Annotated in this window: 10 protein-coding genes; 1 reads left to right on the forward strand and 9 read right to left on the reverse strand. The window is 65.0% G+C overall.

Annotation, left to right across the window (positions count from 1 at the left end; all coding sequences use genetic code 11):
• Positions 1–72: 72 nt before the first annotated feature.
• Entirely contained in the window at positions 73–975 is a 903-nt protein-coding gene (locus tag F4U95_RS10235; RefSeq protein WP_150425590.1) for a LysR family transcriptional regulator, read from the reverse strand.
• Between the two features lie 47 nt (positions 976–1,022).
• Here F4U95_RS10235 and mobA point away from each other — a divergent pair, with 47 nt between their 5' ends.
• On the forward strand, positions 1,023–1,562 hold the full coding sequence (gene mobA / locus F4U95_RS10240; protein ID WP_246171553.1) for a molybdenum cofactor guanylyltransferase: 540 nt from the start codon (positions 1,023–1,025) through the stop codon (positions 1,560–1,562).
• Between the two features lie 21 nt (positions 1,563–1,583).
• Here the strand turns inward: mobA and cobA are convergent, their stop codons facing one another.
• The 8 genes from cobA to F4U95_RS10280 form a co-directional block, all read right to left on the reverse strand.
• Positions 1,584–2,366, reverse strand: coding sequence for a uroporphyrinogen-III C-methyltransferase (gene cobA / locus F4U95_RS10245; protein WP_150425592.1), 783 nt, complete (start codon positions 2,364–2,366; stop codon positions 1,584–1,586).
• Positions 2,353–4,962, reverse strand: a complete 2,610-nt coding sequence (locus F4U95_RS10250) for a nitrate reductase (protein WP_150425593.1) — start codon at positions 4,960–4,962, stop codon at positions 2,353–2,355. Before F4U95_RS10250 ends, cobA begins: the two co-directional genes overlap by 14 nt.
• 139 nt (positions 4,963–5,101) lie before the next feature.
• Complete coding sequence (gene nirD / locus F4U95_RS10255; protein ID WP_150425594.1) at positions 5,102–5,437, reverse strand: nitrite reductase small subunit NirD; 336 nt, start codon at positions 5,435–5,437, stop codon at positions 5,102–5,104.
• Between the two features lie 5 nt (positions 5,438–5,442).
• The gene (gene nirB, locus F4U95_RS10260; protein WP_150425595.1) at positions 5,443–7,968 is read right to left on the reverse strand and encodes a nitrite reductase large subunit NirB; all 2,526 of its coding nucleotides are present in this window, start codon (positions 7,966–7,968) and stop codon (positions 5,443–5,445) included.
• Positions 7,969–8,174: 206 nt separating this feature from the next.
• Positions 8,175–9,383, reverse strand: a complete 1,209-nt coding sequence (locus F4U95_RS10265; protein ID WP_150425596.1) for a hypothetical protein — start codon at positions 9,381–9,383, stop codon at positions 8,175–8,177.
• A gap of 189 nt (positions 9,384–9,572) precedes the next feature.
• The gene (locus tag F4U95_RS10270; RefSeq protein WP_150425597.1) at positions 9,573–10,820 is read right to left on the reverse strand and encodes a nitrate/nitrite transporter; all 1,248 of its coding nucleotides are present in this window, start codon (positions 10,818–10,820) and stop codon (positions 9,573–9,575) included.
• A gap of 342 nt (positions 10,821–11,162) precedes the next feature.
• Positions 11,163–12,377, reverse strand: coding sequence for a CmpA/NrtA family ABC transporter substrate-binding protein (locus tag F4U95_RS10275; protein WP_150425598.1), 1,215 nt, complete (start codon positions 12,375–12,377; stop codon positions 11,163–11,165).
• Positions 12,374–12,955, reverse strand: coding sequence for an ANTAR domain-containing response regulator (locus F4U95_RS10280; RefSeq protein WP_120250839.1), 582 nt, complete (start codon positions 12,953–12,955; stop codon positions 12,374–12,376). The genes F4U95_RS10275 and F4U95_RS10280 overlap by 4 nt, the downstream gene beginning before the upstream one ends.
• Positions 12,956–13,374: the final 419 nt, after the last annotated feature.

The following is a 13,374-nucleotide window of genomic DNA, read 5'->3' on the forward strand; positions in this document are numbered from 1 at the left end:
TTGCGCATGATCCTGCGCGCGAGCCATCAGCGGGTCAAATCGAAGTCCGATATGTTTGATAGAGAATGACTATCATATAATCCGAAAGCCGGACGGCAGCCGCAGTTCGCGCGCCACGCCCAGCACGGCCTGCGCCAACGGCCCCATCGGCGCGCTGTCCGACACGATCACGCCGACCCGGCTTCCTTCGTCCGTTGCCGGCATGGCATGCGTCCGTGCCCAGGCCAGCCCGTCGAGCAGATTGGCATGGCTGTTCGGGATGATCGAACAAAGCCGCCCCTGCTGCACCAGCCCCAGCAGTGCGACATAACTGTCCGCGGTGACCAACGGCCGCAGCGCCAGCCCTCGCTCCGACAGGCGCGCATCCAGAATGCGTCGGTTCTGCATCCCCTGATGCAACAGGCAAAGCGGCAACCGCGCCAGATCGGCCCAATCCAGCGGGTCGGGGATCGCCACGCCATCCACCGCGCTCACCAGCATCGTGCGCTCGACATAGAGCGGCACCGACAGCGCATGGGCAGGCGGTTCGAAATCCAGATAGGTCAGGCCCGCATCCAGCTCGAATGCCGCCAGTTCCCGCTCTATCTGCCGCGACGTCAGCGCCCGGATCGACATGTTGAGGCCCGGATGCCGTGCCAGCATCGCCGCGACCAGACAGCCGATCGCCGGCATCGCCGCCGGGATCGCGCCCAATCGCAATTCCCCCTTCAACGGCCCGCGCGCCGTCTCCGCCGCCTGCCCCAGCGCCTCGGCCGCCGCGACCAATTGCCGCGCCCAGGGCAGGATCGCCTCCCCCTCCGCCGTCAGCCCGCCATATTTGCGGTCGCGCAGGATCAACCTTTTGCCCAGCTGCGCCTCCAGCGTGGCGATGCCGGCGGACAGCGTCGGCTGCGACACGTTGCAATGCGCCGCCGCCCGCGCAAAATGGCCCTCGCGCTCCAGCGCCAGAAAATATTCGACAAGGCGGGTCTGCATTCTCCCACCTTATGCCTTATAGAGCATGGCTATCAAGGGAGGCGTGGTTGCACGAAGGACCGATTTTGGGGGCGGTACTGGCCGGCGGTCGGGCCAGCCGCTTTGGCAGCGACAAGGCGATGGCCCTTTTCGACGGGGTCACGCTGCTCGATCATGCGCGGGCCGGGCTGACGCCCCATGTTGCGCAGGTCGTGATTTGCGGCCGCAACGGCGGGCTGGCTGATCGCCCCGCTCCCGACATGGGGCCGTTGGGCGGCCTCAACGCCGCGCTCCACCATGCGATCGGCCACGGTTTCGTCGGCGTCCTCACCACCGGATGCGACATGCCGCTTTATCCAGCAGCCCTGCCCGCCGCGCTGATCGGCGATGACGCCGCCATCCTGCACGGCCAGCCATTGCTCGGCTGGTGGCCCGCCACGCTGGCGCTCGAACTGGACGCGCATCTGGGCGAAGAGAATAGCCGCTCCATCTACGGCTGGCTGGCCCGCATCGGCGCGCGCGTGGTGGAGGTGCCGGGCCTGATCCTGCCCAACATCAACCGGCCGGAGGATCTGGCGAACATCGCCGCCCGTCCCCGTTCGGGCTGAACTTGTCGAAGCCGTTATTTATCAGGCCTCGATCATCGCACCCACCGCTACGTCCGCCAATGCAGGCGTCCCCGCCACCGCCTCCCCGATCAGCAGCAGGGTCGGATCTTCATCGCTGATCGTCTGCACCAGAAAGGCCAGCGCCGACAGCTTCCCCCGGATCAGCCGCTCGCTGGGCAGCGAAACATTGACCGCCACCATCACCGGCGTCTCTGGATCGCGCCCCGCCGCAATCAGCCATCGCGCAATCTCCCCCGCCGCCGCGCGTCCCATATAGATGCCGAGCGTCCCGCCCGGCCGCGCGATCGCCTCCCAATCCAGCGTCAGCGGCTCGCCTGCCTTTAGATGCGCCGTCACCAAAGTCAGCCCGCGCGCCACACCGCGCAACGTCAGCGAGGCGCCACCGCTCGCCGCCGCCGCGCTGGCGGTGGTGATGCCGGGGCAGATGCGAAAGCGCACGCCCTTACTCGCCAGATGCGCCGTCTCCTCGGCAGACCGGCCGAATATCGACGGATCGCCCCCCTTCAACCGCACGATGCGCTTGCCCGCCTTCGCCGCCGCCAGCAGCAGGTCGTTGATGCTATCCTGCGCTTTCGAATGCCGTCCCGATCGCTTGCCCACGCTGACTCGCTCGACGCCCTCTGCGATCATATCCAGCACGCCCGGCCCGACCAGCGCGTCGTAAAAGACGATGTCCGCCGCCCCGATCAGCTTCTCCGCCTTGCGCGTCAGCAGGTCGGGATCGCCCGGCCCTGCGCCCACCAGCCAGACTTCACCGGGTGCAATCAGATCATTCGGCTGCATGGAGCGTCTCCTGCGATATTTGCATAAGGATGTTGGCGATTGCCGGCCGGCACGATCCGCAATTGGTGCCGGCGCCTAGCGCCTTGCCGATGGCCGGCACATCGACCAGTTGCTGGTCGCGGATCGCCGCGACGATCTGGTTGAGGCCGATGTCGAAACAGACGCAGATGGTCGCGCCCTTGTCCGGCTGGCTACCCGGCCCCCGCGCGGCCAGCACGGTCGCGCCCACGCCCTCCGCCGACAACTGGCCGATCAGCCAGTCGCGCGACGGCAGCAAACCGGTACGCGTGACGATCAATATCCCCGCCAGCCTGCCCTCCTGGATGATCGCCACCCGCCGCGTGCCGCGCGTCCGGTCGATCGCCTCGACCCGGTCGCCCTTGGGCAGGCAGGCGTCCAGCCGCGCCGCATCGCCATTGCCCGCCACCTCATAGAGCGCGCCGCCTGGCACCGTCACCTTGGTCGCCCACAGGCAGGGCAGCCGCACCGCATCCTGCCCGCGCAGGATCAGAAAGCCCTTCCATTCGGTCGCAACCCGTTCGATGCTGGCCGGGGTGGATTTGAACCCCGGCTGGCCCGAATGGGGATCCACCAGTGGACGGGGCAGCAGGCCGGTGCGCCCGCCGCTCGATATCTGGTCGGTCCAGTGGATCGGGGTAAAAATCTCGCCCGGCCGTTGCCCTTCGCTATAGGCGACGCGAAAGATGCTGTGCCCCTGCGCCGTCTGGACGCGGGCCAGATCGCGGTCGGCGATACCCAGCGCCTGCGCATCGCGCGGATGGATTTCCACCAACGGCTCCTCGCGATGCCGCGCCAGCTTGGGGGCGAGGCCCGTGCGCGTCATCGTATGCCACTGGTCGCGATAGCGCCCGGTATTGAGCGTCAGCGGCCAGTCCTTGAGCGGCGCCTGCACGTCCATCTGGCGGGTCAGCACGAGCCGCGCCTTGCCATCGGGCGTCGAAAAGCCGCCGGCAAAAGGCGCATCGCCACCCCAGCGAAACGGCGCCATCGCCTCATAGGCCTCATTACCGATCGCGGCCTGCGCCCGCAGGTTCAATACCCGCGCCCCGTCATTCTGGTACGCGGTCAGGCGTGCATGCTCGCGCCAGATATCGGCCGGCCGCTCATAGGCGAAGGCGTTGCGCCAGCCCATCCGCCGCGCAACCTGCGTCACGATCCACCAGTCCGGCTTCGCCTCTCCGGGCAGTGCCATGAAGGGGCGCTGCCGGCTGATCGTACGATCGGAGTTGGTGACGGTCCCATCCTTCTCGCCCCAGCCGGCGGCGGGCAGGCGAACATGGGCATGGGTGCTGCTGTCGGTATCGGCGATGATGTCCGACACGACCAGGAAGGGGATCGACTCCAGCGCCTCGCGCACCCGGCCCGCATCGGGGAGCGACACCGCGGGATTGGTCGCCATCACCCACAGCGCTTTGATCCGCCCTTCGTTGATCGCGCGAAACAGGTCGACCGCCTTCAACCCCGGCTTGGTCGCCATCGTCGGCGCGGCCCAGAAACGGCCGACGCGCGCGACATTGTCCGGCGCGAAATCCATATGCGCCGCCAACGTGGAGGCCAGGCCGCCCACCTCCCGCCCGCCCATGGCGTTGGGCTGGCCCGTGATCGAAAAAGGCGCTGCGCCCGGCTTGCCGAAACGGCCGGTGGCAAGATGGACGTTGATGATTGCATTGACCTGATCGGTGCCGCGGATCGACTGGTTGATGCCCTGGCTGAACATCGTAATGGTGCGCGGGGTCGCGGCGAACAGCTCGAAAAACTGCTTCAGCAGCGCCGGCTCGATGTCGCAGGTCGCGGCCGTGGTCCACAGATCATGACCGGTGCGGATATGCTCCCAGAACCCTTCGGGCGCGGTCACATGATCGGCCATGAAGGCAGGATCGGCGATTCCCTGCGCCTCACACCAGGCCAGAAGCCCGTTCATCAATGCGACGTCAGTGCCCGGTTTTACGGCCAGATGCAGGTCGGCGCCTTCGCAGGTTTCGGTGCGGCGGGGATCGATGACGACCAGCTTCGTACCGCGCGCCGCCCGCGCCGCCTGTATGCGCTGGTAAACGATCGGGTGGCACCAGGCGGTGTTGGAGCCGACCAGTACGATCAGGTCCGCCCGATCCAGATCCCCATAGCTGGCGGGCACCACATCCTCACCAAATGCCCGGTTATGACCCGCCACCGCGCTCGACATGCACAGGCGACTGTTGGTGTCGATATTCGCCGACCCGATAAAGCCCTTCATCAGTTTGTTGGCGACATAATAATCCTCGGTCAGCAACTGGCCGGAGACGTAGAAGGCCACGCTGTCCGGGCCGTAACGGTCGATCGTCTCGCGAAACCGCCTCGCGACCAGATCCAGCGCCTTGTCCCAACTGGCGCGCTTGCTGCCGATCATCGGATGCAGCAGCCGCCCCGTCAGCCCGACCGTCTCGCCCAGATGCGTGCCCTTGGAACAGAGGCGCCCGCCATTGGCCGGATGCGCCTCGTCCCCCTTGATCACGACCGAGCGCGGCCCGGTCGGCGTGGCCGCTATGCCGCAACCAACACCGCAATAAGCACAGGTGGTGCGGATAGAGCTAGTCATAGCCCCTCCCTTTCAAGGGAGGGGTTGGGGTGGGTGCGAGCGAAGCGGGCCTGCAACATCACCGGTGCAAGCGCCGCTGACGCGGCACACCCACCCCCGTCCCCTCCCTTGAAAGGGAGGGGAGAAAGAAATCGCTCCCTCACGCCGCCACCTGCATCACGGCCGGCCGGGCGATCAAAATCCGCTCGCCCTCCATCCGCACCGCGATGGTCGGGGTACAGCCCTCATCATTACCCTGCGCTTCACCCGTCCTGAGCGCGATATTCCAATTATGCAGCGGACAGGCGACGCTATGGCCATGGACGATGCCCTGGCTCAGCGGTCCCTTCTTGTGCGGACATTCGTTGACCAGCGCGAAGACATGATCGTCGCCGGTGCGGAACACCGCGATTTCCTTTTCCCCCTCGATTTGTACCGTGCGGGCGCCGCGCTGGGGAATGTCGGCCAACGTGCCGATGTCGATCCATGTCGTCATAAGATTCACTCCGCAGCGATGGCAATGGGGGCGAGCGGCTGGTGCAGTTCGGCATGCTGGCCAGCGGCGCGCTCGGCCCACGGGTCGTCCTGAGAGAAGCTTTGCGCATAAAGGAAGCGCGCCCTCAGCGCCTCGCGCCCCGCCTCATCCTCCACGATCCGCTGCTTGATATAGTCGACGCCGATCCGCTCGATCCAAGGCGCGGTGCGCTCCAGATAGCGGGCTTCCTCGCGATAGAGCTGGGTGAAGGCGGCGCAATAATCCATCGCCTCCTGCTCGGTCGCGACCTTGCACAGGAAATCGGTGGCGCGGACATGGATACCGCCATTGCCGCCGACATGCAGTTCATAGCCGGAATCGACGCACACCACGCCAAAATCCTTGATCGTCGCCTCCGCGCAATTGCGGGGGCAGCCCGACACGGCGATCTTGAACTTGTGGGGCATCCACGATCCCCAGGTCATCCGCTCGATCTTGACGCCAAGGCCGGTCGAATCCTGCGTGCCGAAACGGCACCATTCGCTACCCACGCAGGTCTTCACCGTGCGCAGCGACTTGCCATAGGCATGACCCGACACCATGCCCGCGGCATTGAGGTCGGCCCAGACGGCGGGCAGGTCTTCCTTCTTGATGCCAAAGATATCGAGACGCTGCCCGCCCGTCACCTTCACCATCGGCGCGTTGAACTTCTCGACCACGTCGGCGATGGCGCGCAATTCGCGCGGGTTGGTCAGGCCACCCCACATGCGCGGCACGACCGAATAGGTGCCGTCCTTCTGGATATTGGCGTGCATCCGTTCGTTGACGAAACGGCTCTGCTGATCGTCCTGATAGTCTCCCGGCAGCGCGCAGAGCAGATAATAATTGAGCGCTGGGCGGCAGGAGGAGCAACCGTCCGGCGTCGACCAGTGCAGCAACTGCATGACCTCGGGGATGGAACGCATATTCTGCGCCACGATTTCCCGCCGCACATCATCATGGGTGAAGCTGGTGCATTTGCATAGCGTCTTCGGCCCGGATTTGACGTCGTCGCCCAGCACCACCGCCAACAGATTTTCGACAATGCCGGTGCAACTGCCGCAGCTGGCGGATGCCTTGCAGGTGGAACGGACGGCATCCAGGCTGCCATTGCCCGCCTCGATACAGGCGACGACCTGACCCTTGCTGACGCCGTTGCAGCCGCAAATCTCGGCATCGTCCGAGAGCGCCGCAACGGCCGCCTTAGGGTCCAGCGCGCCCCCTCCTTGGGCGAAGGCTTGTCCGAAGATCAGCAGATCGCGCATGTCCGCGACATTTTCCTCGCGCTTCAGCAGGTCGAAATACCAGCCGCCATCGACGGTATCGCCATAGAGCACCGCCCCAACGACGCGATCGTCCTTCACGACGACCCGCTTATAGACCCCGCGCGAAGCGTCACGCAGGACGATATCCTCGCACCCTTCGCCACCCGAAAAATCACCGGCGGAAAAGACGTCCAGCCCCGCGACCTTCAGCTTGGTCGACGTCACCGACCCTTTATACCCGCTATGCTGGTCGGTCAGCCCATCGGCCAGGCTGCGGCACATATCCCACAGCGGCGCGACCAGGCCATAGACATTGCCGTCATGCTCGACGCACTCACCGACCGCCAGCACATCGGCGTCGCTCGTCACCATATGGTCGTCGACCCTGATACCGCGATTGACCTCCAGCCCCGCTTCGCGCGCCAGCGCCGTCGCGGGACGGATGCCCACAGCCATCACGACGAGGCTGGCCGGAATCTCGGTGCCGTCCTTCAGGCGGACACCTTCGACCTTGCCGTCACCATAGATGCTTTCGGTATTGGCGCCGGTCAGGATGGTCTGACCCCGGCCCTCCAGTGCGCTCTTCAGCAGCCAGCCCGCCGCCTCGTCCAGTTGCCGCTCCATCAGCGTGTCCATCAGGTGGATGACCGTCACCTTCATGCCGCGCAGGGTCAGCCCATGCGCCGCCTCCAGCCCCAGCAGACCGCCACCGATCACCACCGCAGCGCCGCCGCCCAAAGCCTTACCAGCTTCGGCCGCCGCCAGCATCGTGTCGACATCCTTCATGTCGCGAAAGCTGATGACGCCCTGCAGATCCTTGCCCGGCACCGGAATGATGAACGGGTCGGAACCGGTCGCGATCAACAGCTTGTCATAATGGACGCTGCGGCCGCTCTGCGCCGTCACCCTCTTGGCCGCCCGGTCGATCGCCGTCACCGGATCGCCCGCGATCAGCTCGATGCCGTTGTCGTCATACCAGGCGCGGTCGTTGATGACGATCTGCTCGAACGTCTTCTCGCCCGCCAGCACCGGGGACAACATGATCCGGTTATAATTCACATAAGGCTCGGCCCCGAAGATGGTGACGCGATAGCGCCCCCCATCCCGCGCCAGCAGTTCCTCGACCGCGCGGCACCCGGCCATACCGTTGCCCACGACCACCAGATGCTCCCGCACATCGTCGGCCGGCACGCGGATATCGTCCCCGCTATCCACCGCCGGCTCGATTGTTCCGATCTGAAATTCCATCCCCGACACTCCAGAAACCAAAAAAGCCGCCATCCTCACCCCCGGTGAGAACCGAGAGTCAGGATGGCGGCTTTGCCATCATATAGTGCCTTGCCGGTTCTACCCTGAACCGCCGCGGCATGTGTGTGGGGACATCCTTGTCCCTTGCAGTGCAGCATATGGGGAATCGCCTGCATGCTCAAGCGATTCCTCTCATGCTTTTTCAATCAGATGGACCAGTCCGCCTGCACCCAGATCTTGTCCGTATCACTCGCCATCGCCTTCGCATCATAATGGGCGTAGCGCAGCGACAGCGCGGTCTTCCCTGCCTTCGCGGATGCCAGAAGGTCGAGCTCGTCGCCATAATGCTGGTCCAGCCGATCGCTCTCGAACCGATGCCATGTCGCCGCCAGCGTCACGCCGGTCAGCGGCCCCATCTGCTTCCAGCCATAGCCGCCCCCGACATAGAGATCGCGGATGCCATTGGCCGGCGTGGTGAGGAATTTGTCCGCCCAGCCCTGAAATTTGAAATTGGTGCCGAGTGGCGTCTGGAAGCTGGTGAAAGCGGCACCGCTACTGGCGCCCAGCACCTCATAGCCACCGTTCAGCTTCCATCCGCGCACATCCAGCGTCGCGTCCGCCAGCCAGTAATCCGCGCCATAATCATTGGGATTGCGATGATAATCGGACTGGCGGGCATAGCTGAGCTGATAGCTGATCTTCGCTACCGTCGACAAAGGGCGCGCTCCCGCCAGCCGCACCCCATAGGTCTGGCTCGACAGGCGAAACGCCTGCACCGCCGCCTCATCCTGATCCACCAGATAGGCAAAGCCGGTCAGCGTGCCGACGGGCGTCACATAGGACAGGTTCGCCAGGATAGTGTCCCCGCTCACCGCTTGCTGGCGCGCGCCCTTGCCCTGAAAACCCCAGATCGTCCGTGCGCTCCACGCATAGGCAACATCCAGCTTCAGTCCCTTGGCCGGCGTCAGTTCCGCCCGCACCGCGTCGAACGTCTGCGCGTTGTCGCGAAAGGCGACATTGCCCACGAACCGCTCGTCATCCAGCACGATTTTCTGCCGCCCGCCGGTCAGCGTCAGCGCCTTGGTCCTATATTGCAGCTGGGCGATGTAGAGCGCGATATTCTGCGGATCGGCGATGATCGGCCGCGTGGCCGCGCCATTCAGCCCGTCATAATAGTGATCGATGATGGCCAGCGTCCCCTGTCCCACGATTGTTGCCGACAGGGCGCCGCTGCCGGCCGTCAGCCCGGCGCGAGCGCGCACGGTCAGCGCGTCGGCCTTCTCCTGCGCCAACCCATCCTGATCGACATGCTCATAGCGCAACCGCGCTTCGGCAATCGGCTTCAGGCTGATGGTCTGGGCATAAGCCGGCCCTGCGACGGCCAGCACGGCCGCCGATGCGAATAGTATCTTCATGAAAAATCGTCCCCCCTCGGACGAATTGGAGCATCGAGCTCAGAATAAAAATCCGTTCGCCCTGAGCCTGTCGAAGGGCTGCTCTTTCTTCATGCCGTCATGGAAAGATGGGACTTGGAAAGGCTCAGCCCAAACGCCATGGATATGGATTGGGGCGACGGTCCATGCCGCCGCCCTCCTCTCCAACCCTCAGATGCGCGCGCCGCTGGTCCAGGTCGCCCTCCATTTGGCCTTCACTGCTGTCAGGCCCGCCAGCGCGACCAGCGCAAGACCCGCGAAGATCAGGAAGCCCGGCGCAAAGCTGCCGGTCATCTGCTTGGCCAGCCCCAGCGAACTGGCGAGGTAGAAGCCGCCAATACCACCGGCCATGCCGACCAGCCCCGTCATCACGCCGATTTCCGCCTGAAACCGCTGCGGCACCAACTGGAACACCGAGCCGTTGCCCGTCCCCAGCGCCAGCATCGCCAGCACGAAGAAGCCCAGCGCCCCAACCAGCGTCGTCGCATAGGCCACGCCCGCCAGCGCCAGCGCCGCCACGACCAGCACCATGGTCAGCGTCTTCGCGCCACCGATCTTGTCGGCCAGCGCGCCACCCATCGGCCGCACCAGCGACCCGGCAAACACGCAGCCGGCGGTGCAATAGCCCGCGATGATCGGGGTCAGGCCGAACTGGTCGGTGAAATAGATGGGCAGGCTGGCGGCCAGACCCACGAACCCGCCGAAGGTGACGGCATATAGCCCCATCAGCCACCAGGCATCGCCCTGCTTTAACGGCTGAAAATAATCCATCATCTTCTTGGGCGCGGGTGCGTTGGGCGCATCCTTGGCCATGATCATATAGATGACGAACACGATGCTCAGCGGAATACAGGCCAGACCCAGCACCGCATTCCAGCCGAACAGCTTGGCCAGCATCGGCGCGAACAGCGACGCCAATACCGTGCCGCTATTGCCCATGCCGGCCAGCCCCATCGCCTTGCCCTGATGCTCGGCCGGATACCAGCGGCTCGCCAGCGGCAGCGCGATCGCGAAGCTGGCGCCGGCAAAACCCAATATCACGCCCAGCGCCAGCGTCCCGCCAAAGCTGTTGACCCCCATCGCCCAGGCCGTGAACAGCCCGGCAATCACGATGATCTGACTGATCGCGCCCGACCGCTTCGGCCCGATCCGATCGACCAGCAACCCGTTGACCACGCGCAGCAGCGCGCCCGCCAGCGTCGGCGTCGCGACCATCAGCCCCTTTTCGGCCGGGGTCAGCATCAGTGTCTTGGCAATCATCGGGGCCAGCGGCCCCAGCAGCACCCAAACCATGAAGGCGAGGTCGAAATAGAGGAAGGCGGCGATCAAGGTCGGCATATGGCCGGCCTTCCAGAAGCTGGTCGCGGGCGCGGCCATTTCGGCCTCCTGTCCTTCGCGATCCCAATAAGCGGTTGCCATGCTACGTCCCCCAATAGATGGAAAATGGACACGAAAAAAGCCGCAGGCCGGACGTTACCTAGTTGGTAAGTCCGGTCAGCGGCTTTGCTGCGAAATGTGGTGAGGACGGCCATCCCACCCTTGGGACGGCACATCCGGATCAGCGCGCTTCGATGCGCGACTCCATGATCATCCTGCAAGATGCGTCATGTTGCAAGGCACAAAATAGGGCGGCGACTTACCACAGCCCCCGTCATCCCAGCGCAGGCTGGGATCTCTCTGCCTTTTCAATTCTGTAGATCAGAAGAAGAGCGGCGCCAGCCTTCGCTGGCATGACGAAAAACTGACTCGATCAGCCATTTCTCACCGCGTCGGCGCAAACCCAGCCAGATAATCCTCTATCCTGTCAGGGTCGAACACCCGCCCGTCGAAGAAGCGATCCGGCCCCAGCGTCAGTTCGCCCCGGCGCGATCCCACCGCCAGCGGCAGGTCCATCGCCCCTTCCAGCTTCATGCTCGCACCCGGCATGGCGACGTCACTGTCCGCCAGCGCCCGGCGATAGACATCCGGGCGGAACACCCCGCCCGCCTTCGCCACGCTCGCCGCGTCATGCTCGACCATGCCCCAACGCACCAGCTGCGAGTAGATCCACAACGCCTGGCTGCGCCATGGGAAGGACGTCGCCTCACGACTGAACAGCATGAAATCGGGATTGGCGATCGGCGCCTCCCCCGCCCGCGCCACGATCTGCCCATTCAGCGCCCGGCCGATCAGCTCGGCCGGCTGGTCGACATAGCGTGGATCGGCCAGCAGATCGGCCAGCGCCCCATGATGGGCCGGATCGTCGCACCAGGCCGCCGCCCGCGCCAGCGCGCGCAGCAACCGATCGACCGTTTCGGGATTTTCCTCCAGCCAGCTTTCACGGAAGGCCAGAACCTTCTCCACGCCGCGTCGCCAGATCCGCTCGCCGATCGCCACCGTCTCGGCCAGCCCCGCCTCGACCGCCGCGCTGCCCCAGGGTTCGCCCGCAATGAAGCCGTCAATCTCGCCCGCGCGCATCGCTTCGACCGTCAGCGACGGCGGCAGCACGCGCAGCACCACATCCTTGTCCGGGTCCACGCCCGCACTCGCCAGCCAATAACGCAGCATCAGACTATGGCTGGAAAAACGATGCACCACGCCGATGATCGGCTTGCGCCGCCACAGCCCGATCGCGGCGGCAAAATCATGTGCGGTGCCCAGCGGATCGGCCAGCCGCGCCGCAACGTCCGGCTCCAGCGCCTTGGCGAAATCGCTCGCCATCACCAGCATATTGCCGTTGACGCCCAGCTTATAGGGCGCGGCCAGAGCGGCCGGCTGCTGGCTCAGCCCCAAAGTGACCGCTACCGCCAATGGCGCCAGCATCTGCGCGGCATGCACCTGCCCATAAACCAGCCGGTCGCGCAACGTCGCCCAGCTGGTCGTGCGGATAAGGTCCAGCCGCAGCCCCTCTTCCTCGGCAAAGCCCCGTTCCTGCGCCGCCACCAGCACGGCCGCATCGGTCAGCGGCAGGAAGGCGATCTTCAATGGCGTCGTCATAGCCCTCCTCCCAGCAAATCGCTGGCGGTGATCAACGCCTGCGCCACCTCCACGATCTTCTTGCCCTGGTTCATCGCGCTCGACCGCAACAGCGCATAGGCATCCTGCTCGCTCAGCGACCGCTGGTTCATCAGGATCGACTTGGCCCGGTCGATGATCTTGCGGTCGGACAGCGCGGTGCGCGCCTCGTCCAGTTCGCCCTGTATCTTGGCAAAGGCGTTGAAGCGCCGCACCGCCAGTTCCAGCACCGGCTTCACCCGCTCCTTGCGCAGGCCATCGACGACATAGGCGGACACGCCGGCATCGATCGCCGCGCCGATCATGCTGTCGTCGGATTGATCCACGAACATCGCGATCGGCTTGGCCAAAGCGCGGCTGACGATCAGCATCTCCTCCAGCGTATCGCGGCTCGGGCTGCCCAGGTCCATCAGCACCACGTCGGGCGCCATCCGCTCCAGCCGCGCGACGAACGCACCGCGCGGGGGCACGATATGGATATCGTCATAGCCCGCCTCGCGCAGCCCTTCCTCCAGGACGGTCGCACGCAACCCGCTGTCATCGATGATGACGATTCGCATCTACCCTTGCCTCTTTTGCCCCGTGAGTGGCGCCAATGCTGCGCCGCGTCAATCGGGAGGCGCCTTGCGGGGGCTGATGGGCGCGTTTAGGTGGGAAGCGGAACGTCCTTATCCCTCTCCCCTTGGGGGAGAGGGCTGCGCAGACTTGGCAGCTTGCTGCCTAGTTGTAGCTGGGTGAGGGGAAAGCAACCTCGCGGCAGTACGCCAATCTTGCGCCAATCCCCCTCATCAAACTTCGCCTAACCGCTACGCGGTAAGGCTTCATATCCTTCTCCCTCCAAGGGAGAAGGAACGTCTCAGATGCTTGCAACTTGCCTCTCATCCCTCACCTGCCTACGATACACCTTCGCCTGAACCGACAAGGATCGCCGCCATGGACATCGCCCTGACCGCAAAGCCCAATTGCTATGCCTTCAGGA

The sequence above is a fragment of the Sphingobium limneticum genome (genome assembly GCF_008710165.1).
GTDB lineage: Bacteria > Pseudomonadota > Alphaproteobacteria > Sphingomonadales > Sphingomonadaceae > Sphingobium > Sphingobium limneticum.

Excerpts from the sequence above, each read along its gene's own strand:
- F4U95_RS10265 (WP_150425596.1), bottom strand. The coding sequence starts at position 9,383 with ATGAAGATACTATTCGCATCGGCGGCCGTGCTGGCCGTCGCAGGGCCG.
- F4U95_RS10250 (WP_150425593.1), bottom strand. The coding sequence starts at position 4,962 with ATGACTAGCTCTATCCGCACCACCTGTGCTTATTGCGGTGTTGGTTGC.
- nirD (WP_150425594.1), bottom strand. The coding sequence starts at position 5,437 with ATGACGACATGGATCGACATCGGCACGTTGGCCGACATTCCCCAGCGC.
- F4U95_RS10235 (WP_150425590.1), bottom strand. The coding sequence starts at position 975 with ATGCAGACCCGCCTTGTCGAATATTTTCTGGCGCTGGAGCGCGAGGGC.
- F4U95_RS10270 (WP_150425597.1), bottom strand. The coding sequence starts at position 10,820 with ATGGCAACCGCTTATTGGGATCGCGAAGGACAGGAGGCCGAAATGGCC.
- F4U95_RS10275 (WP_150425598.1), bottom strand. The coding sequence starts at position 12,377 with ATGACGACGCCATTGAAGATCGCCTTCCTGCCGCTGACCGATGCGGCC.
- cobA (WP_150425592.1), bottom strand. The coding sequence starts at position 2,366 with ATGCAGCCGAATGATCTGATTGCACCCGGTGAAGTCTGGCTGGTGGGC.
- nirB (WP_150425595.1), bottom strand. The coding sequence starts at position 7,968 with ATGGAATTTCAGATCGGAACAATCGAGCCGGCGGTGGATAGCGGGGAC.
- F4U95_RS10280 (WP_120250839.1), bottom strand. The coding sequence starts at position 12,955 with ATGCGAATCGTCATCATCGATGACAGCGGGTTGCGTGCGACCGTCCTG.